Source organism: Arthrobacter sp. YD4 (genome assembly GCF_030410515.1).
Taxonomy (GTDB): Bacteria; Actinomycetota; Actinomycetes; order Actinomycetales; family Micrococcaceae; genus Arthrobacter.
In genome coordinates, this window is sequence record NZ_JAUHHD010000004.1 from 162,216 (window position 1) to 185,208 (window position 22,993).

Annotated in this window: 30 protein-coding genes and 1 riboswitch; of the genes, 4 read left to right on the forward strand and 26 right to left on the reverse strand. The window is 66.5% G+C overall.

Annotated features, from left to right (window positions below):
• Positions 1 to 37: 37 nt before the first annotated feature.
• The 5 genes from trpC to hisI form a co-directional block, all read right to left on the reverse strand.
• Positions 38 to 853: an indole-3-glycerol phosphate synthase TrpC gene (gene trpC / locus QWJ39_RS11900; protein ID WP_290258042.1), complete on the reverse strand. Its 816-nt coding sequence runs from the start codon at positions 851 to 853 to the stop codon at positions 38 to 40.
• Positions 854 to 855: 2 nt separating this feature from the next.
• Complete coding sequence (locus QWJ39_RS11905) at positions 856 to 1,143, reverse strand: HGxxPAAW family protein (RefSeq protein ID WP_290258043.1); 288 nt, start codon at positions 1,141 to 1,143, stop codon at positions 856 to 858.
• Between the two features lie 113 nt (positions 1,144 to 1,256).
• Positions 1,257 to 1,871 (reverse strand): Trp biosynthesis-associated membrane protein, encoded by a 615-nt coding sequence (locus tag QWJ39_RS11910; protein WP_290258044.1) that lies wholly within the window; start codon positions 1,869 to 1,871, stop codon positions 1,257 to 1,259.
• Positions 1,868 to 3,436, reverse strand: coding sequence for an anthranilate synthase component I (locus QWJ39_RS11915; RefSeq protein WP_290258045.1), 1,569 nt, complete (start codon positions 3,434 to 3,436; stop codon positions 1,868 to 1,870). The genes QWJ39_RS11910 and QWJ39_RS11915 overlap by 4 nt, the downstream gene beginning before the upstream one ends.
• A 106-nt stretch (positions 3,437 to 3,542) precedes the next feature.
• Positions 3,543 to 3,938, reverse strand: coding sequence for a phosphoribosyl-AMP cyclohydrolase (gene hisI / locus QWJ39_RS11920; RefSeq protein ID WP_290258046.1), 396 nt, complete (start codon positions 3,936 to 3,938; stop codon positions 3,543 to 3,545).
• 244 nt (positions 3,939 to 4,182) lie between these two features.
• On the opposite strand from hisI, the gene QWJ39_RS11925 reads away from it, so the two are divergent.
• Positions 4,183 to 4,827 carry a TIGR03085 family metal-binding protein gene (locus QWJ39_RS11925; protein WP_290258047.1) on the forward strand — a complete coding sequence of 215 codons (645 nt, stop codon included), beginning with the start codon at positions 4,183 to 4,185 and terminating at the stop codon, positions 4,825 to 4,827.
• A 48-nt stretch (positions 4,828 to 4,875) separates the two neighbouring features.
• On the opposite strand, the gene QWJ39_RS11930 is transcribed toward QWJ39_RS11925, so the two are convergent.
• The 11 genes from QWJ39_RS11930 to QWJ39_RS11980 form a co-directional block, all read right to left on the reverse strand.
• Positions 4,876 to 5,730 carry a response regulator transcription factor gene (locus tag QWJ39_RS11930; protein ID WP_290258048.1) on the reverse strand — a complete coding sequence of 285 codons (855 nt, stop codon included), beginning with the start codon at positions 5,728 to 5,730 and terminating at the stop codon, positions 4,876 to 4,878.
• A gap of 255 nt (positions 5,731 to 5,985) precedes the next feature.
• The gene (locus QWJ39_RS11935) at positions 5,986 to 6,498 is read right to left on the reverse strand and encodes a hypothetical protein (RefSeq protein WP_290258049.1); all 513 of its coding nucleotides are present in this window, start codon (positions 6,496 to 6,498) and stop codon (positions 5,986 to 5,988) included.
• 78 nt (positions 6,499 to 6,576) lie between these two features.
• On the reverse strand, positions 6,577 to 7,086 hold the full coding sequence (locus QWJ39_RS11940; RefSeq protein WP_290258050.1) for a hypothetical protein: 510 nt from the start codon (positions 7,084 to 7,086) through the stop codon (positions 6,577 to 6,579).
• Positions 7,087 to 7,220: 134 nt separating this feature from the next.
• Positions 7,221 to 7,487, reverse strand: a complete 267-nt coding sequence (locus tag QWJ39_RS11945) for a hypothetical protein (RefSeq protein WP_290258051.1) — start codon at positions 7,485 to 7,487, stop codon at positions 7,221 to 7,223.
• Positions 7,488 to 7,597: 110 nt separating this feature from the next.
• Positions 7,598 to 8,038 (reverse strand): hypothetical protein, encoded by a 441-nt coding sequence (locus tag QWJ39_RS11950; protein WP_290258052.1) that lies wholly within the window; start codon positions 8,036 to 8,038, stop codon positions 7,598 to 7,600.
• Between the two features lie 406 nt (positions 8,039 to 8,444).
• On the reverse strand, positions 8,445 to 9,341 hold the full coding sequence (locus QWJ39_RS11955) for a diacylglycerol kinase family protein (RefSeq protein ID WP_290258053.1): 897 nt from the start codon (positions 9,339 to 9,341) through the stop codon (positions 8,445 to 8,447).
• Positions 9,342 to 9,520: 179 nt separating this feature from the next.
• Positions 9,521 to 10,438, reverse strand: a complete 918-nt coding sequence (locus tag QWJ39_RS11960) for an NmrA family NAD(P)-binding protein (RefSeq protein WP_290258054.1) — start codon at positions 10,436 to 10,438, stop codon at positions 9,521 to 9,523.
• A gap of 69 nt (positions 10,439 to 10,507) precedes the next feature.
• Positions 10,508 to 10,888 carry a hypothetical protein gene (locus QWJ39_RS11965; protein ID WP_290258055.1) on the reverse strand — a complete coding sequence of 127 codons (381 nt, stop codon included), beginning with the start codon at positions 10,886 to 10,888 and terminating at the stop codon, positions 10,508 to 10,510.
• 355 nt (positions 10,889 to 11,243) lie between these two features.
• Positions 11,244 to 11,618, reverse strand: a complete 375-nt coding sequence (locus QWJ39_RS11970; RefSeq protein ID WP_290258056.1) for a VOC family protein — start codon at positions 11,616 to 11,618, stop codon at positions 11,244 to 11,246.
• Between the two features lie 42 nt (positions 11,619 to 11,660).
• Complete coding sequence (locus tag QWJ39_RS11975; RefSeq protein WP_290258057.1) at positions 11,661 to 12,401, reverse strand: YafY family protein; 741 nt, start codon at positions 12,399 to 12,401, stop codon at positions 11,661 to 11,663.
• Between the two features lie 198 nt (positions 12,402 to 12,599).
• Complete coding sequence (locus QWJ39_RS11980) at positions 12,600 to 12,968, reverse strand: VOC family protein (protein WP_290258058.1); 369 nt, start codon at positions 12,966 to 12,968, stop codon at positions 12,600 to 12,602.
• Positions 12,969 to 13,029: 61 nt separating this feature from the next.
• Between QWJ39_RS11980 and QWJ39_RS11985 the strand changes: the two genes are divergently transcribed.
• Positions 13,030 to 13,479, forward strand: coding sequence for a MarR family transcriptional regulator (locus tag QWJ39_RS11985; RefSeq protein WP_290258059.1), 450 nt, complete (start codon positions 13,030 to 13,032; stop codon positions 13,477 to 13,479).
• A 188-nt stretch (positions 13,480 to 13,667) separates the two neighbouring features.
• Here the strand turns inward: QWJ39_RS11985 and QWJ39_RS11990 are convergent, their stop codons facing one another.
• On the reverse strand, positions 13,668 to 14,663 hold the full coding sequence (locus tag QWJ39_RS11990) for a WYL domain-containing protein (RefSeq protein WP_290258060.1): 996 nt from the start codon (positions 14,661 to 14,663) through the stop codon (positions 13,668 to 13,670).
• Between the two features lie 99 nt (positions 14,664 to 14,762).
• Here QWJ39_RS11990 and QWJ39_RS11995 point away from each other — a divergent pair, with 99 nt between their 5' ends.
• Together QWJ39_RS11995 and QWJ39_RS12000 are read left to right on the forward strand one after the other, a co-directional pair.
• Positions 14,763 to 15,218 (forward strand): VOC family protein, encoded by a 456-nt coding sequence (locus tag QWJ39_RS11995; protein WP_290258061.1) that lies wholly within the window; start codon positions 14,763 to 14,765, stop codon positions 15,216 to 15,218.
• Positions 15,219 to 15,405: 187 nt separating this feature from the next.
• The gene (locus tag QWJ39_RS12000) at positions 15,406 to 15,975 is read left to right on the forward strand and encodes a YdeI/OmpD-associated family protein (RefSeq protein ID WP_290258062.1); all 570 of its coding nucleotides are present in this window, start codon (positions 15,406 to 15,408) and stop codon (positions 15,973 to 15,975) included.
• A 45-nt stretch (positions 15,976 to 16,020) separates the two neighbouring features.
• Here QWJ39_RS12000 and hisF read toward each other — a convergent pair whose 3' ends face one another.
• From hisF to rpe, 9 genes are all read right to left on the reverse strand, one after another.
• Positions 16,021 to 16,797, reverse strand: coding sequence for an imidazole glycerol phosphate synthase subunit HisF (gene hisF, locus QWJ39_RS12005; RefSeq protein WP_290258063.1), 777 nt, complete (start codon positions 16,795 to 16,797; stop codon positions 16,021 to 16,023).
• A gap of 60 nt (positions 16,798 to 16,857) precedes the next feature.
• Complete coding sequence (gene hisG / locus QWJ39_RS12010) at positions 16,858 to 17,700, reverse strand: ATP phosphoribosyltransferase (RefSeq protein WP_290258064.1); 843 nt, start codon at positions 17,698 to 17,700, stop codon at positions 16,858 to 16,860.
• A 102-nt stretch (positions 17,701 to 17,802) separates the two neighbouring features.
• On the reverse strand, positions 17,803 to 18,066 hold the full coding sequence (locus QWJ39_RS12015) for a phosphoribosyl-ATP diphosphatase (RefSeq protein ID WP_290258065.1): 264 nt from the start codon (positions 18,064 to 18,066) through the stop codon (positions 17,803 to 17,805).
• An 81-nt stretch (positions 18,067 to 18,147) separates the two neighbouring features.
• Complete coding sequence (gene ribH / locus QWJ39_RS12020) at positions 18,148 to 18,630, reverse strand: 6,7-dimethyl-8-ribityllumazine synthase (protein ID WP_290258066.1); 483 nt, start codon at positions 18,628 to 18,630, stop codon at positions 18,148 to 18,150.
• Between the two features lie 54 nt (positions 18,631 to 18,684).
• The gene (ribA, locus tag QWJ39_RS12025) at positions 18,685 to 19,401 is read right to left on the reverse strand and encodes a GTP cyclohydrolase II (RefSeq protein WP_290258067.1); all 717 of its coding nucleotides are present in this window, start codon (positions 19,399 to 19,401) and stop codon (positions 18,685 to 18,687) included.
• Positions 19,402 to 19,423: 22 nt separating this feature from the next.
• On the reverse strand, positions 19,424 to 20,119 hold the full coding sequence (ribB, locus tag QWJ39_RS12030; RefSeq protein ID WP_290258068.1) for a 3,4-dihydroxy-2-butanone-4-phosphate synthase: 696 nt from the start codon (positions 20,117 to 20,119) through the stop codon (positions 19,424 to 19,426).
• Entirely contained in the window at positions 20,116 to 20,754 is a 639-nt protein-coding gene (locus QWJ39_RS12035) for a riboflavin synthase (RefSeq protein WP_290258069.1), read from the reverse strand. The genes ribB and QWJ39_RS12035 overlap by 4 nt, the downstream gene beginning before the upstream one ends.
• Complete coding sequence (gene ribD, locus QWJ39_RS12040) at positions 20,754 to 21,896, reverse strand: bifunctional diaminohydroxyphosphoribosylaminopyrimidine deaminase/5-amino-6-(5-phosphoribosylamino)uracil reductase RibD (protein WP_290258070.1); 1,143 nt, start codon at positions 21,894 to 21,896, stop codon at positions 20,754 to 20,756. Before ribD ends, QWJ39_RS12035 begins: the two co-directional genes overlap by 1 nt.
• 155 nt (positions 21,897 to 22,051) lie before the next feature.
• Positions 22,052 to 22,202: riboswitch (FMN riboswitch) on the reverse strand.
• 125 nt (positions 22,203 to 22,327) lie between these two features.
• Positions 22,328 to 22,984: a ribulose-phosphate 3-epimerase gene (gene rpe / locus QWJ39_RS12045; protein ID WP_290258071.1), complete on the reverse strand. Its 657-nt coding sequence runs from the start codon at positions 22,982 to 22,984 to the stop codon at positions 22,328 to 22,330.
• Between the last annotated feature and the right edge of the window lie 9 nt (positions 22,985 to 22,993).

Below are 22,993 nucleotides of genomic sequence, written 5' to 3' on the forward strand. Positions count from 1 at the left end.
GAGGGCCGGACCGCAGAGGCCCGGCGCTCTCCCGGCGTCAGGACCGTGCTGCGATTTCCTCGGCGCCCGCGGCCATGAATTCGGCGATCCGCTCCTGCGGAGTCGCGTTCTTGACCAGGGCTTCGCCGACGAGGACGGCGTTGGCGCCGTGCGCCGCGTAGTGCCGGACGTCGTCCACGTCGCGCACACCGGACTCGCCGACGACGAGCGCGCCGGCGGGGATGGCGGCGACGAGGTCGGCGAAGACGGAGCGGTCGACGTCGAGCGTCTTGAGGTTGCGGACGTTGACGCCGATGATCCTGGCGCCCGCGGCCGCGGCCCGCTCGACTTCCTCCGGGGTGTGGGTCTCGACCAGGACGTTCATCCCCAGCTCGTGGCTCAGCGCCGCATAATCGCGGAGCTGGGCGTCGGAGAGGGAGGCGACGATCAACAGGACCAGGTCCGCGCCGTGGGCGCGGGCTTCCCAGAACTGGTACTCATCGATCATGAAGTCCTTGCGCAACAGCGGCACGTCCACCGCAGCGCGGACCGTGTCCAGGTCCACAAGGGAACCGTGGAAGCGGCGCTGCTCGGTCAGGACGCTGATCACGGCCGCGCCGCCGTCGGCGTACTGCCGGGCCAGCGAGGCCGGATCGCCGATGGTGGCCAGCGCACCCTTGGAGGGGCTGCTGCGCTTGATCTCGGCGATCACCTTCAGCTGGTCCCTGGCGGAGTCCCCGCCCAGGGCGGCCCAGGCGTCCCTGGCCGGAGCGACGGCCGCCACGCGATCCCTCAGCTCGGCGAGCGAAACCAGCCGCTGGCGGGCCTCCATATCCTCCCGGACACCGGCATTGATGTCGTCGAGAACACTCACTCCTAGTGGCCGGAGTTCTTCAGCTTGCTGCCGCCCACGCCGTAGCCGGCCTTGCGCATGGCGAAGCCAACGACCAGGCCCACGAGCATGATGACCGCGCCGGCGACGAAGATCGGGGTGTTGGCGATCACGAAGGCGATCGATGCGATGAGTGCGCCCACCAGCATGATGATCACGGTGGTCCAGGCGGCGGGGCTGTTGCCGTGGCCGGTGGGCTCGCTGTGGTCGACGTCGTCGTAGATGCCGGTGCCGGCGGCGGGCTTCGGTGCAGACATGGGGGCTTTGCTCATGGAAATCTCCTCAGGATCAATACTGCTTACATTCTGCCATTTTTTGGCCGTGACAATGGCCGGGGGCGCGGGCGGGCCGGTCGGCACGTGAGCCGGGCCGCGCGGGGCGCTGCCTACGTCGGGTCGTCGCCGCGGGTGAGCCGGTCCCAGCTGTCGATTTCGTCGGCGGGACCCCCGGTGCCGGCCTTGACGGCGGCGGCGTCATATTTCGTCCGGCTCTTCCAGTGTCGGCTGGCCGGGACGACCAGCAGCGCGGAGAGGCCCAGCAGCGCCCCGGCGATGACGGCCAGGAGGGGGAAGACGGTGGTGGCCACCGAGACGTTGCTGCCGCTGATGCCGGTGGCGGCGGCGATGGATCCCTGCGCGGCGGCCAGTGGGTCCGCCAGCACGGTGCCGGCGGCGGTGACGATTCCGGCGGCGGCGAGCAGGATGATGACCGTGATGACCCAGCGGGCGACCTTGCCGGCGATGGCGGCGGCGAGTCCGCCGGCGAGGGCCACGAGGGCCAGCGCCGTGACCGCCGTCGCGGCCTTGCTCCCCTGCACCTGGAGGCCGTCACGGTTGGCGACCGCCTGGCCCAGTTGCCCGGCGTCCAGCCGGACGGTGAGCCAGGTCTGGGTGGTGGCGCCGAAGACCGCAAGGGCCAGCACCACGATCAACAGGACCAGGCTGGACTTGCGGGCCCAGGGGGGAACCACCGGGCCGGTGCTCTTGACGGTGCCGCTCATGCCCGGCTCCCCTCGGCACCCGGGAGGCTGTCCGGGGTGATGGTGTGCAGCGACTGGGCCGTGTGGACCGCGCGCATGGGGGCCGCGGCCTTGTTGATGGTTTCCTGGGCTTCCGCGGCGTTGACCGAGTCCGCCACGATGCCGCCGCCGGCCTGGACGTAGGCGCGTCCGTCGCGCAGCAGGGCGGAACGGATAGCGATGGCCATGTCCATGTCGCCGGCGAAGTCGAGGTAGCCCACCACGCCGCCATAGATGCCGCGGCGGTGGGGTTCCAGCTCGTCGAGGAGGCGAAGGGCGCGCGGCTTGGGGGCGCCGGAGAGCGTACCGGCCGGGAAGGTGGCCTTCAGGACGTCGTAGGCGGTGGCGTCGGGGGCGAGCCGGCCGACGACGGTGGAGACCAGGTGCATGATGTGGCTGAACCGCTCCACCTCCATGAACTGGGTGACGTCCACGGTGCCGGCGACGCAGACCTTGGAGAGGTCGTTGCGGGAGAGATCCACCAGCATCAGGTGCTCGGCGCGTTCCTTCTCGTCGGCGAGCAGCTCCTCGGCGAGGGCCTTGTCCGCTTCCACGGTCTTGCCGCGCGGGCGGGATCCGGCGATCGGGTGGGTGATGACCTCATCCCCGGTGACCGTCACGAGCGCCTCGGGCGAGGAGCCGACGATCGAGTATTCGCGGCCGTCGGCGTCGGCCAGGCTGAACAGGTACATGTAGGGGCTGGGGTTGGTGTTGCGCAGCACGCGGTAGACGTCCAGCGGGTCCGCGCCGCACTCCATCTCGAAGCGGCGGGAGATCACCACCTGGAAGACCTCACCGTCGACGATCGCCTCCTTGCCGCGGTCCAGGGCTGCGAGGTACTGGTTTTCGTCCCAGCGCTCCTGGACGCTGGAGGCGAAGTCCAGGGCGGCGGATTCGAGCACTGAGACCGGCTGCGCGGTGGGGGTGCTGACCTTGGCGAGCAGTTCCTTGACCCGGGCGACCGCGTCGTGCCAGGCCTCGTCCACGCGCTCGGAGCTGTTGTCGAAGTTGATCGCATTGGCGATCAGCAGGACGGTGCCGTCCATGTTGTCGTGGACGGCCATGTCGGTGACGAGGTTGAGCGCCATTTCGGGCAGTTGCAGGTCATCCTCGGGCGGGCTGGTGAGCTTCTCCCAGTGACGGACGGACTCCCAGCCAAGGAAGCCGACCAGGCCGGAGGTGAAGGGCGGCAGGCCCTCGAAGCGTTCGGTGTGCAGGGCGCGGACGGTGTCCCGGACCGCGTCCACGGGGCTGCCGGACAGGGGGACGCCCACGGGGGGTTCGCCGAGCCAGTGCGCCTGGCCGTCCTTGGTGGTCAGCGTGGCGCGCGACCGGGCACCGATGAAGGAGTACCGGGACCAGGATCCGCCCACGGCGGCGGATTCGAGCAGGAACGTTCCCGGCTGGCCCTGGGCGAGCTTGCGGTAGAGGCCGATGGGCGTTTCGGCGTCGGCCAGCACCTTGAGCCGGACCGGGATGACGCGGTTGCCGGCCGCGAGCTCGCGGAACTCCTCCAGGCTGGGGCTGATGATTCCGAGGTCCTGCATGGCTGCGTACTTCCACCTGTTCTATAGGTCTTAGGTGTGCGGATTGGTTCGGCTGCGGTTGTTACCTGCCGCGGCGTCGACGGCTGCCCGGAATGATGCCGGGCGGTCAGCCGGCGTGGCCGACGATGGCGTCGAGGTCGCGTCCGTCGAAGCAGGTGCGGGTGCCGGTGTGGCAGGCCGCGCCCACCTGGTCGACGCGGACCAGCAGGGCGTCGCCGTCGCAGTCCAGCGCGAGCGACTTGACCCACTGGACGTGGCCGGAGGTATCGCCCTTGCGCCAGTATTCCTGGCGGGACCGGGAGTAAAAGGTCACCCGGCCGGTGGTCATGGTCCGATGCAGCGCCTCGTCATCCATCCAGCCGAGCATTAACACCTCGCCGGTATCGAACTGCTGGATGATCGCGGCGACCAGTCCGGCGGCGTCCCGCTTCAGGGATCGTGCGAGGTCCTCGGGGAGGGGGCCGGAAGGCGCGGCGGGGGCGGGGGCGGGCTGCTCAGACATCACCCCCAAGTCTAGTGCCTGCGCGGGACACGCCGCCCGCCGGGTCCCAGTGCGAAGCCCCCGGCGCTACCGAACGACCTCCGGGCGACCTCGACGCCGTGCACCGGGGCACCCGCCGGGGCCTGGCCCGCCGTCGTCGCCCTATCTCTTTCATCACCCGCACCACGGGTTACGGCCATGGGATGTGAAATGGCGGCCGTTTCCTGTGCGCAGGGAGGGGCGTCTCGTGCTAGTTTCACAAGTGATGCATTTCGTCGACCCGTCCCGAGAAGTCCTGGCCGAAACCCTGCTTGCGGCCGGCCCCGACTCCCCCACGCTCTGCAAGGGCTGGCAGACGCGTGATCTTGCCGCGCACTTGTACCTGCGCGAGCGTAAGGCGCGCGTTGGACTGGGCCTGCTCATCAAGAGCCTGAGGAAGACCTCGGATGAGGCGACGGCGGAACTCGCGGAGACCCTGAAGAGTCCCGAGGCGTACGCGAAGCTGGTCAACACCTTCCGCGCCGGGCCGCCCGCCCTGTCCCCCATGCGGATCAAGGCGCTGGACGAGAGCTCCAACCTGACTGAATATTTCGTCCACACCGAGGACGTGCGCCGGGCCGTGGACCGCTGGGCTCCGCGGGCGCTGGACGAGGGCTATTCGGATGCGCTGTGGGATGACCTGATCAAACGCGCCGCCATCCTCTACCGCGGCGTCGATCTGGGCATCGTGCTGGTGAGCCCCTCCGGACCCCGGCACGTCGCCAAGCGGGCCCCCGTCTCCGTGGCGATCGTCGGCGAGCCCGGCGAACTCCTCATGCACGCCCACGGCCGCACCCGGCACGCGCTGGTCACCTTCGAGGGTCAGCCCGACGCCGTCGCCCTCCTGCAGTCCGCCGAAGTCGGGCTCTAGGCGACTGCCCGCGGGCGCGACTGTAGGGAGGCCATGAGCTGGGACAGCTCAAGGTTTGGTGGCGGCCAGCGTCCGGGCGAGCCTGGCAGCAGCTGCGGTCCGCGCCCCTGTGGCCTCGGATTGTGAAGGCTCCTCGCTGACGCATTCCCGCAGTGCGGCCGTGACATCGGAGACCAGGTCGGGGGAAGCGCAGGACCTGTAGTCCGCGCCGTCGGCAGCGACGGCACGTGAACGGTTGACCGTCCCGGCCACCATGACGGCGATCTCGGTTCTTCGGGCCATGCCAAGCTTGCTCAATATTGAGGAGACCATGTTCTTTACCGTCTTCTCCGCGATGAACATCTCGTGACCAATCTGCCGATTGCTGAGCCCGGTGGCGATGCCCAGGGCAACCGTTGATTCGCGCTTCGACAGGTCCCGCAGCCTCAGCTCGTCGACCCCTGGATGCACCTCCCGGGCCGGTCCCATGAGGGCCGGATAGAACCTGCGGCTGTACGCGGCGTGGCCGGAGAGGACGCGGGAAATGAGCCTGAGCTGCTCACCGCTGTCATCCAGCTTCGAGAGACAACCCCAGGCACCCGCAAGGATTGAGCGGATAAGCACCGATTCGTCGTCGCCGGCCGTCACCAGGATGCACCGGATAGATGGGTCGGCCGTGAAGACGGCGCGGCATACTTCCGCTCCCGAGCCGTCCGGAAGATCATCATCGAGAATGGCCAGGGCCGGGCGCAAGGCAGGAATCCGGCGGGACGCCTCACGCGCCGACCCGGACTCGCCCACGACAACCAATCCGGCAGACTCCACCAAATAGCGCGCGCCACGCCGCACAATTTCGTGGTCGTCCAACAGGTACACACCGCCAGTAGCGGCAACGGGCAGAGGGAATTCCGGGTCAGCCATCATTGCTGTTCCGATCTGTCGCCTTTGCCTCCAAAGGCGCCGTCCGTGAATCACTGGGCCCGCTTAGAACAACGCGGGTGTTTCCCGCCCTGGGTCACCAGGCCCTCCCGGGAACCGCGCACCGCCCCCACGACGCCGACCACGAGGGTCCAAACCCTAGACCCCACCGGGCCCACCGGACAGTGTCTAGCGTCCCGAGAGCAGGCCGCGGCGGATTCCCGCCGTCGCACGACCGCGCAAAGGACGCTTCCCTAGCTGTCAGTTGTCAGGTACCGCGGCAGGTTGCTGCGCGCGCGTCGGTTGGCGACGGGCAACCAGGTCGGTAACACCTGCTCCAATGAGGGCCAGGATTAGCGGTGATTTGGCACCTTCTGCAGCGATCACCAGGATCAGGGACTGCTGCTCCCCGGCGGGGTGCGGTCCAGTCGTCATCACAGTGCCGATGAACGCAACAGCAGCCAGGGTTGCCAGCGCAACGATCCGGGCGGCTGTGCCCCGGAGGATTTTGCGGTGCGCCATCACCGCTGCGAGGGCGAGAAGAATCAGACTCAGCCGCCACGCATATGGCAACCAGCCGTTTGAGATCCCAACGGCACGGGAATCTAGGGTCATGAATGCGCCCATCCCGGACATCACAAGCTGCATCGTGAGATAGCCCGTCAAGAGAATGAGCAGCAGCGAACCCGCCACAGCGGTGACAACAGCAATTGCAGGCCCGCGTTCCGGCGCCAACGTTGCACTCGGCCTGTTCAGACTAGTCAGCTTCTGCACCGAGACTCCCCCCATTAGTTGTGCCTCGACTCTAAACCCTCGGGAACGGTCCGATAGGAATCAGGGAAATCCGGTGATTCACGTCATGGTGTTCGCCTTGGCCGCGGTCGGAGGACACGCAGTGCCGATCGTGGGTCGCTGCCCGGACCTGTAGGCCGAGGCTATGACGGGTCCAAGCTCATCCATCACCGTATGGTTCCCGGGGAGCACCACATGGGCCAGAAATTCGGACTCCAGCGTTGCAACGCCCGCTGTCGCTGCCGCGAGTTTGGCATCCGTCGACAGGGCTAAGGCGTGCCAGAAGCGACGGGCATCGAGTTCGAGCACTCGTGCGGAAGCGTCCCGGCCGGGGACCTCGGAGACTCCATCCGGAGCAGTAGCGTGCGCCTTTGCCGGCACCAGCGGAAGCACCATCCGGAATTGCCTTCCGCAGGCCCTGAACGAAATAGCGTTCAGATGGCCACGTTGGCTGAAAATAATCTCGGTTGCCCCAAAGTTCAGCAGGGAACGTTCGATGTGTTCCCGTGAAGCACCGACGCTAATGGAATCACCCCGCGTGTAAAAACTCCGGGAGTCGTAAATTGCCACACCTCCAACTATCCCCCGCCGAGCCGTCTTCTCAGCAACGTGCGGATCTGTTTGTTTGCTTCTTGAGCGGGCCCACATGATTCGGGCACGAGGGAACCGGCCGGCCTCAATCCTGGGTGGCCGCCGGCAGCAGTTCAGGGCTGCACGGAGTCGAAGAACCGATAGGGCGGCTGCGCCATGGAAGGTTCTTCCGGGTGTGATTTGGATCGGATGAAATCGATATTTTCCTGCGACAGGACCGTTTCGCCGTGTCTATCAGAATCGGCGTTCTCTCCGGATTCGGCATTGATTTCGGCCGAGATGGTCCGGGGTAGAACTACACAACCAGGGTTGTCGATAAACCACTGCTTGCTGGCCGGAGACAGGCGGTGCCAGTGTTCCTCAAGATGCATGGAAGTCATTGTTTCCTTTTCCGTTGCGGGTCGTTCCAGGACGATGCTTTCTCGGCCCCCAACTACGTGCCGAGAAAGCAACCCGCGGCGCAGAATTCGCGCCAGTGCGCCTGGGAGTATTAGTCGAAGCTGATGTCGGCCGCGGACCGGCGGACTGCTTCGATTCGCTGCTCTTCGAGAAGCCCCAAAGTATCCAGTTCTTCTGATCTATGCGCGCGTTCCGCGTCGGCTTGCACTGAGATCTCGCGCAGGATCGTGCCAACCAGGTGCGCAAGACCTGACTTAAGGTCCTGCAAATTGGTGTTGGTAATGAGGAGGCGGCGGTCAGAGACTCGCAGCTCGACGTCGCTGTAGCCCTCTTCCGCCAAGCGCCGGGTGACGCTCTGATCATGAAGCAGGTCCAGTTCCCGGGGCTGGGGCCTACGGGAGAAGACGACAGGGACAATGTATCGAGACGCGGCCTTCGCCGTGCCGAGGTCGTGAGGCAGGGCGGAGGCGAGAACCCCGCTGAGGGCGAGTCTCCCCACGGTTTGGACGGGCTGTACTGGGGTGGTGGTCATGGCATAGCGCCAACATTTCTTGGAGATGCGCAGTCGACAACGCCGGAAAACGGGCGGATCAACGGCGGCTGGAGGTCGACGAACCCGAAACCGGGCCTATCGGTAGGGAGGACAGGGCCGCAAGAGTCCGGCCTGCACGCGGCAGAACGGTGGGGCCGCCCTCGTCATCCCAGCTCATCACCACGAGGTTGCAGTGACCGGATGTCGCAGCCGCATGGTGCCGGCGGCGGGCGCGGAGCTGGTTTCAAATAGTCGGAATACCGGATGTCCAGTCAGGCCGTCCCGATACTCTGACTGTACGCCCTCGTCCGCTGAGATACGTGGAAACTGACACATCAATGGTCAAGCGGTGGGTTCGGATCGCCCGGCGGTCCACCATCCAGCGACTGGGGCAAGGCCTCAGGAGTCACACGACTGCCAAGGCCCCCTTGGCGCTCTCCACCAGCACGTGCGTTGCCGCCGGAAGGTGAAGGACCTCGCCGTCGATCTGGCACGGAACGGCGTCCCTCGTGGTGAAGGCGTAACTGCTCACGCTTGGCTGGTGGCCGAGGCCCAGCGTCACAGCCCGCAGCGTCATCAACGCCATCTTCCACCGCCCGGCATGTGGCAGCGTCACCACCTCGAACATGCCGTCGTCCGGAGTGCCCATTTCGCTGACCGTTCCGTACTTGGCCATCCGGGAAATGTTGGCAAGGATCAGGCTGTCAAAGCGCGCAGTGGCTCCGTCTCCCCGAATGAGCTCAAACGGACTCAACGCCGAAAGGGTGCGGGCCACGGATATGAGTTCGAGGATTTTTCCCTTGCGGCCCTTCTCGATGCCGATCGCCATCAAGGGTGTGAGTCCGAAGCCTATATACGAATGGGCGTACTGCGTCTGCTCGCCGTGTTCCCCGCTGAATCGGATGCGCAACAAGTCGATGTGGCGGATCCGGCCTTCACGCACGGCAGCAGGCAACGAACGCGCGGGCATGCTGCGGTGATGATCATTGGCGTTGCCGGCCGCGACGACGGTACACACAGCCCTGCTGTCGCGTACATCCATGACCCCGTTGACGACCTCGTGGTACCCGCCGTCGCCGCTGATGGAAACAATAAGGGGCGCACCCCTGGCGGCCGCGGACCGCGCCAGCTCCCGGGCATGCCCGGCGAACTCCGATGGCATCGACTCAACCGGCAGACCCGGCAATCCGTCAGCCAGGCTTCGCCGCACCTCATCGATCCTGGCACCCATCCCGGGCTTGCCGGGATTGAAGATCAGGACAATCCGGTCAAAGCGCTCGGCGGCTACCCGCTCATCAATCATGGCTGCCCTTCCACGCCGCTGTTACCGAAACAGTCACACCCCTGTCCCATGGGCGCCGTGCAGCTCGGCCCCACCGGCTTTCAGACCATCATGACACTTTTGCGGGTGATGCTCCCCGCCGAGTACCGCAAGCTCGCCTTCTCGTTCCCGCGGGCCAAGCCGAGGCGGCGTCGCCGTCGTCAGCCCCTGGTCGCACCGTCCTTCACGTGCGCCTCAAGGACGTCACGGACGCTGGTCCACGCCTGCGGCCCGTAGCGGTCGTTGTTCACGTGATGCAGCTGGCCCTCGCCACTGAACATGCTCACGAAATATTGCATACCCTGCCAGGCAGGGAACGTCGCGTCCTCGTCCCTTGATATGCGACGTCCGATCCGGGCCATGCCGGACAGCAATCCCGTGGTGCCCGCCCACTGGGTGCTGAACGCGGCGCCGGTGAGCTCGGACATAATCCGCGCGATATCCCGGGCTGTCACCCGGCTCCCGGCCACCTCGACGACGCGTGGCGCGGCGTCGTCCAGTGCCACGCGAGCGACGGTGCGGGCGACGTCGTCTTTGGTTGTGAAGTCGAGCAGCTGGTCGGGCGAGGACCAGTAGAGGACCTTGTGCCTCCTGAACAGGATCATTGGAGCCTGCCCGGTCAGCATGTCCGCGAAGGCCCCGTTGAGCACGGACGTGGCCCGGAGCGGAGTGGCATCGACGGCGGCGGCGAACTCCCGGCGCAGCTCGAAGTTGCGGTTGCTGCCAGGGGTTACCCGGCGGTAATCAGCCGAGTAGTCGGACGGGATGAAGCGTGCCACACCGGCCTCAACGGCCGCAGCCAGCAGCGCCTCCTGGGCGTCGACGATGACGGAGCGCGCGCCGCTGACGGCAGACACGACGACGTCGGCGCCGCGGAGGGCGACGACGAGGCCGGTGTGGTCCGTATAGGCCGCCGCGCGAACCTCAACGCGGTCACACCCGCCGTATTGCGCCTGAGCGGCGCCGCCGCCTGGGCGGGTCAAAACACGAACAAGGACTTCGGCGTCGGCGGCGAGCAGCTCGCGGACGATCCGATGGCCGAGATCACCGGTGGCTCCGGCAACGAGGACAGTGGTCATGATGGGGTGCTCTTCTCTGCTTGGGTGGTGTGCTGGTCACTGCTTGGAGTCACGTCGCGGGGGGCACGGCTACCGTCCCAAGGCAATGGCGATGGCCAAACCAGCCAGCACCAAGGATGTCGGGGCCATGAGCCTGCGTTCGTCCCGGCTCTTTGATGCAAGGTTGGGCAGGACGCTCAGTAGTAGGTAGGCCGCAACAACCCACATTGCAACCACATCAGCTGGCGCGGGCAGGAGGGAAATCAACCCGGACCTGTCGAGGGCCACGGCTGCAAAGACGGCGTAAACAAAGACCGACAGGGCGCTTCCCAATCTGAGGCGCGCCGGGAGGACTTCGTTGTGGCCGCCCCAGGCGAAGCGGCCCAGCGGAAGCCCGACAATAAGAAGCACCTGAAATACTGCGAGGAAGCCGAGCAGTGCGCAGTAGGTCAAGGTTATTGTCAGCGTCATAGGTTGAAGACTAGCGTCCGTGACGAGTCGCCCTGACCCCTCCCCTCCTTTGCTCGGCCGTGTCTCAATTCCGGGGGCGGCTCGCCCTCGTACCCCGAGTTATCTGGACTCCACGGAGTCCACGCAAGCGTTCTACTGACGGCCATCAGGTCGTTCGTGGAGATTTCTCACAGCCCCAGTGTCTCGAATCGCGAAGGATTCGAGGCACTGAGGTTATGAGGCGCGTGGTCCAGCGATGGCGACGAGTTTAGGTCCCCGCAAGGGATGCCGCAATGGGCACGCGGGGTGATTGCGATGGCACACGGGGGGATTGCGATTGAGACTCGACCTTCCGGGACCGAAGAAGTGATTGAGTTCAACTGGTGGGGCGCGAGAACAGGTTGACGAGGTTGCCATCAGGATCGCGGAACAGCGTGGACCTGTTGCCCCACGGCATGGTGGTCGGCTCGAGCACGATGTTCTCCAGTGAAGCGCGGAGTCGCGCAACTTCAGCGTCCACATCCGGGACGAGGAACTCGATGACGAGACTGTCATTGCTACTCGGCCTTGGAGCCTGGTCGCCAAGCATGCTCACGGTCGCTGTGCTCCCAATCGCGACAACGCACGTGCCGGTGCGGATTTCTGAGAACACGGGAGCCGGCCTTAGCGCGGTCGTGCCCGTGACTATCTCATAGAAACGGGTGAGCCGCTCTACGTCGTGGGTGATAATGCGGATTGATGCGAATTCCATGGGTTCTCCAGTTTGCAGGGGTCTTGCCTCAACCCGTCCAGACTAAAGTGATGTCCCGACACCGTAGTGTCGGTGTTTAGCAACTTCTCCGCCCGGGGTGATCTCCCGGAGAAGCCCATGGACAATGCCGAGGTCATCTGGATGCAGTGGGCGTCGCGGCGGCTTTTCGCCAGTCGGTTCAGCCGTGCTGATGCGATCGCCACGGAACGCACGAACTCCGTCTCGGAGGCGGCACCAGGCAACCAGGTACCAGTCGCGGCCCTTTCCGACGTAGCCCATCGGTTCGACTTCGCGTGAAGTAGTGACGGCGTTGCGGTCGACGTAGGCGATGCGAAGAACCTGCCCGGATCGAAGCGCCGTTGCGAATTGATCAGGCACCACCGCCGTGGGACCCTCGTCCAGGAGTTGGATGCGCGCAGCAAGTCCCGCAGTCTCACCAAGATTTCGATCTTCCATGACGGCAGCAACTTTTCGTTGCGCAGAACTCGCCGCGTCACCGAACGGAGACGTCGCCAGCATCCCGAGCGCAATCGTCACCGCGAGAACTTCGTCAACGGTGAACCCGAGCGGCGCCAGCGTGTGCGCCCTATCAAGACAATAGCCCCCGGAACGCCCGGGTTCTGCCCAAATAGGGACGCCACCCTGTTGCAGCGCCGACAAGTCCCGCTCAATGGTGCGTGCGCTGACGCCAAATTTCTCGGCAAGCCAACGTGCACTCCTCGGTCGCGGCGCCACGGCACGCAATTCCTCAACGAGAGCATAGAGCCGGTCCGTGCGAGTCACGTCCCGATCCTACAATCCCTACGATGCTGAACCTCCGTTGCAGCATGCCGGTCCCCTAGCGAGCAGCCAGGAGTGAATTCTTCGCTCGACGCTGTTGCGTGCCAAGGTTTCGAGACACATCGAGTCAGGTCTGGCGGCCGGTTCAGGCGTCCTCAAGGCGATCGTCGAGTGAACCTGCCTGACGGGAGCTCGCAGCGCCTAGGTCCGGTCGTGGAGAGTGATGTGGTAGCCGTCCGGATCGGCGAAGGTAAAAGTACGACCGAACGGACCGTCGATGGGAGCCGAGATGATCGTATGGCCATCGCGGGCGAGAGCGTCATGAATGACCTGGACATCGGTGGCGTGGAGCCAGATCGCGGCCCCGATCCCTGGCTGGGCAACAGAGGAGAGATCAGTGCCTGGAAAGATTTCCCGCAGCGCAAACGCAATCGGGGCCGTGTCAAAGACGACGGCGTGGGGCGGGCCGGCTTGGGAGCGAACCAGGCCGAGGTAGTGCTCGTAAAAAGCCTGAGAGACGTCGAGGTTGCGAGCTTGGAGCGAGATGAAGTCCGGGCCGATGGCGGGCATAAATAGCTACTTTCTGTAGTGTCAGTTTTCTGACATCGACAACCTATGTCAGAATACTGACATGCGTCAAGGCGGAGTGAATCTCGAAACCTCACTGGGTTACCTGCTGAAGGAAGCCTCAAGTGCGCTGCGGGCAGCAATGGAGGAAGCCTTGCGGCCGCTGGGAATGACCGTGACGCATTATTCGTGTCTCGAACTCCTCGCCCAGCGCCCGGGCCTGTCGAACTCTGAATTGGCACGGGGAACGTTCGTGACCCGTCAATCCATGAACGTGTTGCTGCAGAACCTGGAACAGGATGGCTACGTTGTCCGCCCGATCGAGGCGCGCGTGGGAAAAGTGCTTCCCGCGCAGCTCACACCCCGCGGCCGACTCAGCCTGGAAAAGGCCAGTATCGCGGTCCGGGCAGTTGAAGACCGAATGCTCGGTGGCATGACGAAGGACGAACAGTCCGCCGCATTCGGAGCGCTGCAAAGCATGATCTGGTCCCTGCGCGGTCATAAGGGAAAGTAAGTCGCGGCGATAAGGAAAGACCTGACCGCGCCCGTAAGCCGGTTCCCCACTGCGACAACCGAGGTTTGACGTACGACACTGCGGAATATTCGTTCAGGATGTCCCGTGCAGGCCGCCCGCAATCTGCCGCGCGAAGGTGCCCTAAAGAGAATCCGGCGCCGGACTATCGACTCCGTCTCGACCCGTTCTTAGTCCGGCTCGCTGCTTCTGCCAATGGTGGCGTATCGCTGGGCGAGGCTGGCGAAGGCTGAGGCGAGTTCGGGGGGACCAACGACTTCCATGTGCGCCTCAAATTTTCCAAATGAGGCGGCCAGCGCTTCCCAGGACCAGGCTCCTGCTTCGAGGCTGCAGGTTAGGGCATCGATCGCGGTCACTGTTCCGTCGCCGGCGAAGGGAAGAACGTCCTGCGCGGGGAGGTGGAGAATGACCGTGCCGCGGCACTGCCACTGATTGAGATGGGACCCCTTGAAGCGGGCGGAGACAAAGTCCTTGACGTCGCCGCCAGGCACCATGCGCGGGGTGAAGCGGGCGCCACGGGGTTCGCGGAGGCGGAGCCGATCGATTCTGTAGAGGCGCCAGTCTCTTCGATCCAGGTCCCAGCCGACGAGGTACCACCGCCCGCGAGAGGTCACCAGGTGATGGGGTTCCGCGCGGCGGGGTGATGGTGCCTGACTCCCAGTGTCAGAGGTGGCTTCGTCTGCGGCGTAGTCGAAGCGGAGGGATTCCCGGTCACGGATGGCATTCGCGACGGTGACAAGAGTGTCTAGGGAGACATCTCTGGGTGCCGCGTCGCCGGGCCCCCCGACTGGCGTGACCGTCAGCGCATCGAGCCGGCGCCGGAGCCGTAATGGCATTACTTGGCGGACGGTGCCGAGGGCGCGGATTGCGGCTTCTTCGATTCCCGCGCCGAGGGCGGGGGCTGCCTGCAGGGCGATGGCCACGGCGAGGGTTTGATCATCGTCGAAGAGCAGCGGTGGCAGCTCTTTGCCTGCGTTGTCGAGACGGTACCCGCCGTCCGGACCCATGGTGGCCCGGATGCTGTAGCCCATTTCCCGCAAGCGGTCGATGTCTCGGCGGACGGTGCGGTCGCTGATGTTCAGCCGTGTGGCCAGGAGCGATCCTGGCCAGTCCCGGCGGGTCTGCAGCAGAGACAACAGATTCAGCAGCCGTGAAGTCGTTGTCATGCACTCCAGCATATGTGGAGGTCTAGGACACGACCTGACCTAGACGCCTGTAATGCTGGTTCCATCGAGCCGGTAGGCCGTATTTCACCGAGGAGCCCAATGACTATTCAAACCACTACCCACCTCAACTTCCGCGGCGATGCACGCCAAGCGCTGGAGTTCTACCAGTCCGTATTCGGCGGACACACCGTGCTAAACACCTACGCAGACTTCGGCATGCCAGCTGAACTACCCGGTGCCGACAAGATCGTATTTGGCCTCGTCACCGCGGAAAACGGTTTCCGCGTGATGGGCTACGACATTCCCGGCGAAAGCGAAGGCACGATTGCCGGGGGCGGCTCGACCCGCCGTGAGAACAACACCACTATCACCGACCAGGCTTTCTTCGTCGCTATCGAATCCGACCTCCTCGAAGAGCTTCACGGTTACTGGGACGCGCTGGCCGTTGATGCCATCATCATCGAACCGCTTGCCGCGTCGGCGTGGAGCGCCGGTTTCGGGATGCTCACCGATCAGTTCGGCGTTACCTGGAGCGTCAGCGTCACTATCGCCTAAATGCTCCAAACGCCGTGGCGCGGGGTCCGGTTGACTCCCGCCACGGCCTCCGCAGCTCCCCACCAGCCCGCCCGGAACGGAGAATCATGTCCGCTGCACGCTCTAACTTCACTTGGCCCGCACACCCGGCCAAGTCGGTTGCCCTGGTGGGCGGCAACGACACGACCCGCTGTGAAGCAGGCAAGCCATGATCCACTCACATTTGACCGTGGCAGACGCCAGTGCATGGCGGGAGTGGTTGAACGAAAACGAGAACACAAGCGACGGGGTGTGGCTGACCCTCGCCAAGAAAGACACCAGCACGCCAACGACACTGACTTACACCCAAGCACTTGAGGAAGCGCTGTGCAGCGGGTGGATCGATGGACGCAAGAATAAGATCGATGCCCGAACGTACAGCCAGCACTTCACTCCGCGCCGGGCACGATCCATGTGGTCAGAACGCAACATCGAAATTGTCGGTGCACTTACCGCTGCGGGCCGCATGCGCGAACGCGGTCACGCCGAAGTAGCTCTCGCCCAGACAGACGGGCGCTGGGACCACGCCTACGCTGGGGCCGCGACAATAGAGGTACACGACGACTTACGCTGCGCTCTCCGCACAGCGCCCGATGCAGAGGCTGCCTTCAATGCCCTCACGCGCGGCGCCCGCTATCGGATACTGCTCGATGTAACCACCGCCCGGACAAAAGGTCTGCGTGCGAACCGCATCGCCAGGCACCTCGCAAAACTCGCGACGCCAGCGCAGGTGACCTAAACACGCCACACTCACCACAAGAGGTTCGGTAAAGCCCAGCCCGATCTATCGGACTTCGAACCCAGCGTCGCGGATCGCGGTCTTGACCTGGGCGATCATGTCCACCGGGCCGAAGTGGAAGACGGAGGCGGCCAGGACGGCGTCGGCCCCGGCGGCCACTGCCGGCGGGAAGTGCTCGGGCCGGCCGGCGCCGCCGGAGGCGATCAGCGGGACCTTCACGGCGGCTCGGGCTAGCCGGATCAGTTCCAGGTCGAAACCGTCCTTGGTGCCGTCGGCGTCGATCGAGTTGAGCAGGATCTCCCCCACTCCCCTGTCCGCAGCTTCCCGCGCCCACTCGAGCGCGTCGATGCCGGTGCCCTGGCGGCCGCCGTGGGTGGTGACCTCGAAGCCGGAGGGCGTGGGCTTGGACCCGGGCCGGGTGCGGCGGGCATCCACGGAGAGCACCAGCACCTGCGAGCCGAAGTGCCGGGTGATCTCGTCGATCACGTCCGGCCGGGCCACGGCGGCGGTGTTGATCGCGGCCTTGTCCGCGCCGTAGCGCAGCAGCTTGTCCACCTCTGCAACGCCGCGGACTCCGCCGCCCACCGTGAGCGGGATGAAGACTTCCTCGGCGGTGCGCCGGACGACGTCGAACGTCGTCTCCCGGTTGCCCGAGGAGGCCGTGACGTCCAGGAAGGTCAGCTCGTCCGCGCCGCCGTTGTCGTAGCGGTGGGCCAGTTCCACCGGGTCACCGGCGTCGCGCAGGCCCTCGAAGTTGATGCCTTTGACCACGCGGCCGGCGTCGACGTCCAAACACGGGATGACGCGGACGGCTACTGACATGACTGCTCCTGCTGTTGACGTGCTTCTTCGGGGGCCCTGGCTGACCTAAGACCGGCTGGCTTAGATCCGGCAGGCGTGGATGCTGCTGACCAGGATGGCGCGCGCGCCCAGGTCGTAGAGTTCGTCCATGATCCGGTTGGTGTCCTTCTTCGGCACCATCGAGCGCACGGCAACCCAGTCGGAGTCACGCAGCGGAGACACCGTGGGCGATTCCAGGCCCGGGGTCAGGGCGGCGGCCTGCTCCACGAGCTCGTTGCGGATGTCGTAGTCCATCAGCACGTACTGGCGGGCGACCAGCACGCCCTGGAGCCGGCGGATGAGGATCTCGACGGCGGGGTTCTGCTCGCCCTTGCGGCCGATCAGCACCGACTCGGACTTCAGGATCGGTTCGCCGAAGATCTCCATGCCGGCGGCCTTGAGCGTGGTCCCGGTCTCGACCACGTCGGCGATCGCGTCGGCCACACCCAGGCGGACCGAAGATTCGACGGCGCCGTCCAGCCGGACCACCTTGGCGTTGATGCCGCGCTCGGCCAGGTAGCCGCGGAGCAGTCCGTCGTAGCTGGTGGCCAGCCGCTTACCCTCGAGCTGGTCGATGGAGCTGAAGTCGCCCACCGGGCCGGCAAAGCGGAAGGTGGAGGCGGCGAAGCCCAGCGGCAGCAGCTCTTCGGCGTCGACCTCGGCGTCCAGCAGCAAATCGCGGCCGGTGATGCCGACGTCGAGCGTTCCCTGCCCGACGTAGACGGCGATGTCGCGCGGGCGGAGGAAGAAGAATTCGATGTCGTTGTCCGGGTCGACCATGACCAGTTCGCGGCTGTCGCGGCGCTGGCGGTAGCCGGCCTCGGCGAGCATGGCGGAGGCGGCTTCGGACAGGGATCCCTTGTTCGGGACGGCAACTCTCAGCATGGGAGGTTTCTTTCTGGGTGGATCGTCATGGGGTAACAGGCACTGCGGGCCACGGACTGCTCCGCGTCCGCCGGCGTGAGCCGGGGACGCGGAACCGCGTGGCTAGAGATGCTTGTAGACGTCTTCCAGGGTCAGTCCCTTGGCGAGCATCAGGACCTGCAGGTGGTACAGCAGCTGGGAGATCTCCTCGGCTGCGGCCTCGTCGGATTCGTACTCGGCGGCCATCCAGACTTCGGCGGCTTCCTCCACAACCTTCTTGCCGATGCCATGGACGCCGGACTCAAGTTCGGCGACGGTGCGGGAGCCTGCCGGACGGCTGGCGGCCTTCTCACTCAGTTCTGCGAACAGCGACTCGAAATTCTTCACACCCTCCAGCCTACTTGCTCGGGGCATAGCCCCGCCTGCCGGGTCTCCTGATGACTCCCCTGATGTGAGGGATTCCACAGCCTAGCGGTACTGCTTGAGCCTGACGGCGGTCGCGACGGCGGCGGTGAACGCCTCGTGGCCCTTGTCCTCGTTGGAACCGGGCAGGCCGGCCCGGTCGATGCCCTGCTGCTCCGTGTCGCAGGTCAGGACGCCGAAGCCCACCGGGGTGCCGGTGCGGACGCTGACCTCGGTCAGGCCCATGGTGGCCGCCTCACAGACGTATTCGAAGTGCGGGGTGCCGCCGCGGATGACGACGCCGAGGGCGACGACGGCGTCGAAGTGCGGCGCCAGCCGGGCGGCGGCGACGGGCAGTTCAAAGGTGCCCGGCACGCGCAGGACGGTGGGCTCGTCAATGCCGGCCTCCTTGGCCGCGCGGAGGGCACCGTCGAGCAGGCCGTCCATGATGGTGGTGTGCCAGCTGGCGGCGACGATGGCCACCTTGAGGCTGCCGGTTTCTGCGGACTGGGTGGTCAGGTCGATCGTGGGGGCGCCGTGGCCGCTCATAGGGTGTCCTTGCTGTTGGTGCTGTGGGGAAAGTGGGTGGGGAGGCGGTGCGGCCTAGCCGGCTTGGACACCGGATTCGACGCCGGCTCCGGACCCGGCTCCGGCTCCGGGGTCCAGCGTGGCCGGCTGCATGTCCAGGACCAGGCGGTGGTCCATCCGGTCCTTCTTGGTCTGCAGGTAGCGCAGGTTCTGCTCGCGGGAGGGCACCTCGGTGGGGACCATTTCGACCACGTGCACGCCGGCCTGGGCCAGCCGGTCCTGCTTGTCCGGGTTGTTGCTGAGCAGCCGGACCTCGTTCAGTCCCATCTCCGCCAGGATCTGGGCCGCGGCCTGGTAGGAGCGGGCGTCCACCGGCAGGCCCAGCTGCTCGTTGGCCTCAACCGTGTCGAAGCCGGCTTCCTGCAGCGCGTAGGCCCGGATCTTGTTCGCGAGGCCGATGCCGCGGCCTTCCTGGCCGCGCAGGTAGAGCAGGGTTCCGCCGTGCTCGTGGATCAGTTCCAGAGCGTAGGCCAGCTGCTCGCCGCAGTCGCAGCGGTAGGAGCCGAACACGTCGCCGGTGAGGCACTCCGAGTGCAGCCGGACCAGGGGCGCCTTGCCGTCGGTGGCCGGCAGCGGCGAGCTGACCGCCAGGTGCTCTGCACCGGTTTCCAGGTCCGTCCAGGCCTGGGCCACGAATTCGCCGAAGGCGGTGGGAAGCTGCACGATCGGGCCGCCGCTGACCGGATGCGGCTGCTGCGCCGGGGTGGCCGGCTGCGCTGGGGAAGTCGTCATTGTTTCTCCTCTGTCCAAGGTCCTAGGCGGAGGCCGCCGCGTGGCTACCGGTGTTCCCGGCCTCAAGGTACGCCACCAGGTCGGCGATCGAGATCAGCGGGCAGCCGTGCTCCAGCGCGAAGCTGCGAAGTCCGTCCAGCCGCATCATCTCTCCGTCGTCGTGCACTACTTCTGCGATCACACCGACGGGTTCGACGCCGGCCAGCCGGCACAGCTCCACGGCTGCTTCGGTGTGGCCGGGCCTCTCCCGCACACCCCCCTTAACGGCGCGGAGCGGGAAAACATGCCCGGGCCGGGTCAAGGAGCTGGGTTCGCTGGTGGGATCGGCCAGAATCCGGGCCGTGAGGGCCCGATCCGTGGCGGAAATTCCGGTGCTGACGCCGATCGCAGCATCGCAGGAGACGGTGTAAGCGGTGCCCTTGGCATCCTCGTTGATGGTGACCATCGGGGGCAGTGCCAGGGCGTCGGCGCGGTCGTCCTCCAGCGGCACGCAGATCACGCCGGAGCTGTGCCGGATGGTCCAGCCCATCAGCGCCGGGGTGGCGTGCGCGGCGGCGAAGATGATGTCGCCCTCGTTTTCGCGGTCTTCATTGTCGACCACCAGCACCGGCCGGCCCTCCGCCATGGCGCGGACGGCGTCCTCGATGGGGTCCAGCACCGGGGCGCCCGCGCCGGCGGCGCGGACGGCGTCCTCCTGGCGGTTCTGCAGCGTGCTCATGATGCGTCCTCTCCGGCGGTGCGGGCGGGGGCGAAGGCCAGGAGCCGTTCGGTGTACTTGGCCAGCACGTCCACCTCCAGGTTCACAGGCGCGCCGATCTCCTTGGCACCGAGCCCGGTTTCGGCCAGCGTGGTGGGGATCAGGCCCACCTCGAACCATGGCTCGGACGCCGGGGCGGGGCTGACCGCGGTGACGGTGAGGGAGACGCCGTCGACGGCGATGGAGCCCTTCTCGGCGATGTAGCGGGCCAGCGGCGCGGGCACACCGAAGCGCAGCCGGTCCCAGTTGCCCAGTGCCTCGCGCTCAAGGAGCTGTCCGACGCCGTCGACGTGGCCCTGGACGACGTGCCCGTCCAGCCGGCCGCCGGCCGGGAGGCAGCGTTCCAGGTTGACCCGGTCCCCCGCGGCAAGGCTGCCGATGGTGCTCCGGACCAGGGTCTCGCCCATGACGTCGACGCTGAAGTCGGTCCCGTCGATGTCCGTGGCGGTCAGGCAGACGCCGTTGACGGCGATGGAGCCGCCGTGGGCCAGGCCCTCGGTGCTGGTGGGTGCGTGCAGCCGGAGGGTGGCGCTGGTGTCCCCGTCGCGGGCGACCGAGAGTACCTTTCCTTGTTCGGCGATAATTCCGGTGAACATCAGTTGCCTCCTGGGGCGGTGACCGCGGGGTGGCGCGGGGTGGTCTCAGATGAAGAAGGGGTGCCTGTCTCGGCGCCCGGGTGGGCGGAGCGGGGCCGCAGGTGCAGCCGCAGGTCGCGGCCGAGCCGCTGCACGGAGCCGCCGGTGGCCTCGTCCCAGTCCCAGTGCTGGGCGTCGGCGAGGGTGCCGATGCCGAGGTCCTCGAGGGCGGCCGTGCCGGAGCCCAGCAGGGTGGGCGCGAGGTAGAGGATCAGCTCGTCCACCAGGCCGGCGGACAGGAACGCGCTGAGGATCCTGGAGCCGCCCTCCACCATCAGGTGCCGAACGCCGGCGTCGAACAGTTGGTCCAACGCCTCGGCCGGCTCGCGGGTGGGCAGGTGCAGCACCTTGCCGTCGTCGCCGTGCACGGCGGCGTCCTCCGGGATGCCCCGCAGACCCATCACGGCGCGCAGCGGCTGCTTGTCCGCGTTCCGGCCGTCGGGGGTGCGGGCCGTCAGCCGCGGGTTGTCCACCAGCACGGTCTGCGTGCCCACCAGGATCGCATCGATCCGGCCGCGCAGGGCGTGGTTATCCTCAAGCGACTCGGGGCTCGAGATCCACTGGCTGGTGCCGTCCGCGGCGGCGATCCTGCTGTCGAGGGTCTGGGCGATGTGCAGGGTGACGAACGGCCGTTGCACGGCGACGGCGTCGAACCACCGCCGGTTGAGCTCCAGTGACGTCTCTTCGGCAAGGCCGGAACGGACGGTGACGCCGGCGGCGCGCAGCGTGGCCGCTCCCCCGGCGGCGGGATCATGCGGGTCGTCCACGGCGTAGACGACGTTGGCGATGCCGGCGTCGATGATGGCCCGGGCGCAGGGGCCGGTGCGGCCCACGTGGTTGCAGGGCTCGAGGGTGACCACCATGGTGGTGCCGGTGAGGTCGAACCCGGCCTGCTTCGCCTGCTCGATCGCGTCGGCCTCGGCGTGCGAGGTGCCGGCGCCGCGGTGGTAGCCGGTGACCAGCGGGGACCCGTCGGGGGCGATGATGACGGCCCCAACGAGCGGATTTGCGCCGCGGGGGCCGAGGGCGGCCGCGGCGAGGGCGGCGTCCATCGCCGCCGATTCGGCTGCGCTGAAGTCAGGTGTGGTGTGGTGAACGCTCATCGGCCGCCCGCCCGGTCCCGGAGGACCGCGGTGCGGTGGAAGAGCCATCGCAGGGGGTTCATGTGTCTGTCTATACCTTTCCTCTGAACCGCGATGGCTCCGGGGGTATACGACAGCGCAGTGCCGCGGCGCGAAAGGGCGCCGCAGTAACAGCTGTACGTGCTTCTCTCATCCAGACTTTAACTGTCGGTACCGGAATTCCACCGGTTCAACCGTCCGCCGTTGCCCTCCTGTTGGAAGGCGCCGGCTCGCGGGTCGCGGACTGTCACCGCCGGTTCGGACTTGCACCGACCCCGGAGCACGTATGTGTGAAGCTATTCTGACACAACCGCGCCTGGCGGCCGGGTATTCCGGGCCCGCGGCCGTCACCGGACGCAACAGGCGAGGGATCGCCCAGAAGCCGCGGCGTCGCCCGGACGCTCGGTCCGGTGTTAGCGCTTTCCGGCCTCGCGGAGCCGCTCGATCGCCTCGGCCGGATCGTCCGCGCCGTAGACCGCGGAACCGGCGACGAAGACATCCGCCCCCGCCTCGGCAGCCCGCCAGATGGTGTCCTCGGTGATGCCGCCGTCGACCTGCAGCAGCACGTCCAGGCCGGACGCGTCGATGGCCGCGCGGGCCCGGCGGATCTTGGGCAGGGTCAGTTCCAGGAACTCCTGGCCGCCGAAGCCGGGCTCCACCGTCATGATCAGGATCATGTCCAGTTCGCCGAGCATGTCGAAGAACGGCTCGACACCGCTGCCCGGGCGCAGCGCCAGCCCGGCCTTTGTTCCCCTGGCCCGCAGTTCGCGGGCCAGCTTCACCGGAGCGATGGACGCCTCGGCGTGGAAGGTCACGGAGGCGACGCCGGCGTCGGCATAGGCCGGCGCCCAGCGGTCCGCGTGCTCGATCATCAGGTGGGCGTCGAGCGGGATCGGACTGATCTCCTGCAGCCGCTGCACCACCGGCAGGCCCAGGGAGAGATTGGGCACGAAGTGGTTGTCCATCACGTCCACATGCACCGCATCCGCGGTCCGGATCTTCGCCAGCTCGGTCTGCAGGTTCGCGAAGTCGGCCGAGAGGATGCTGGGGTTGATGCAGGTGTGCGTCATGGAAGTCCT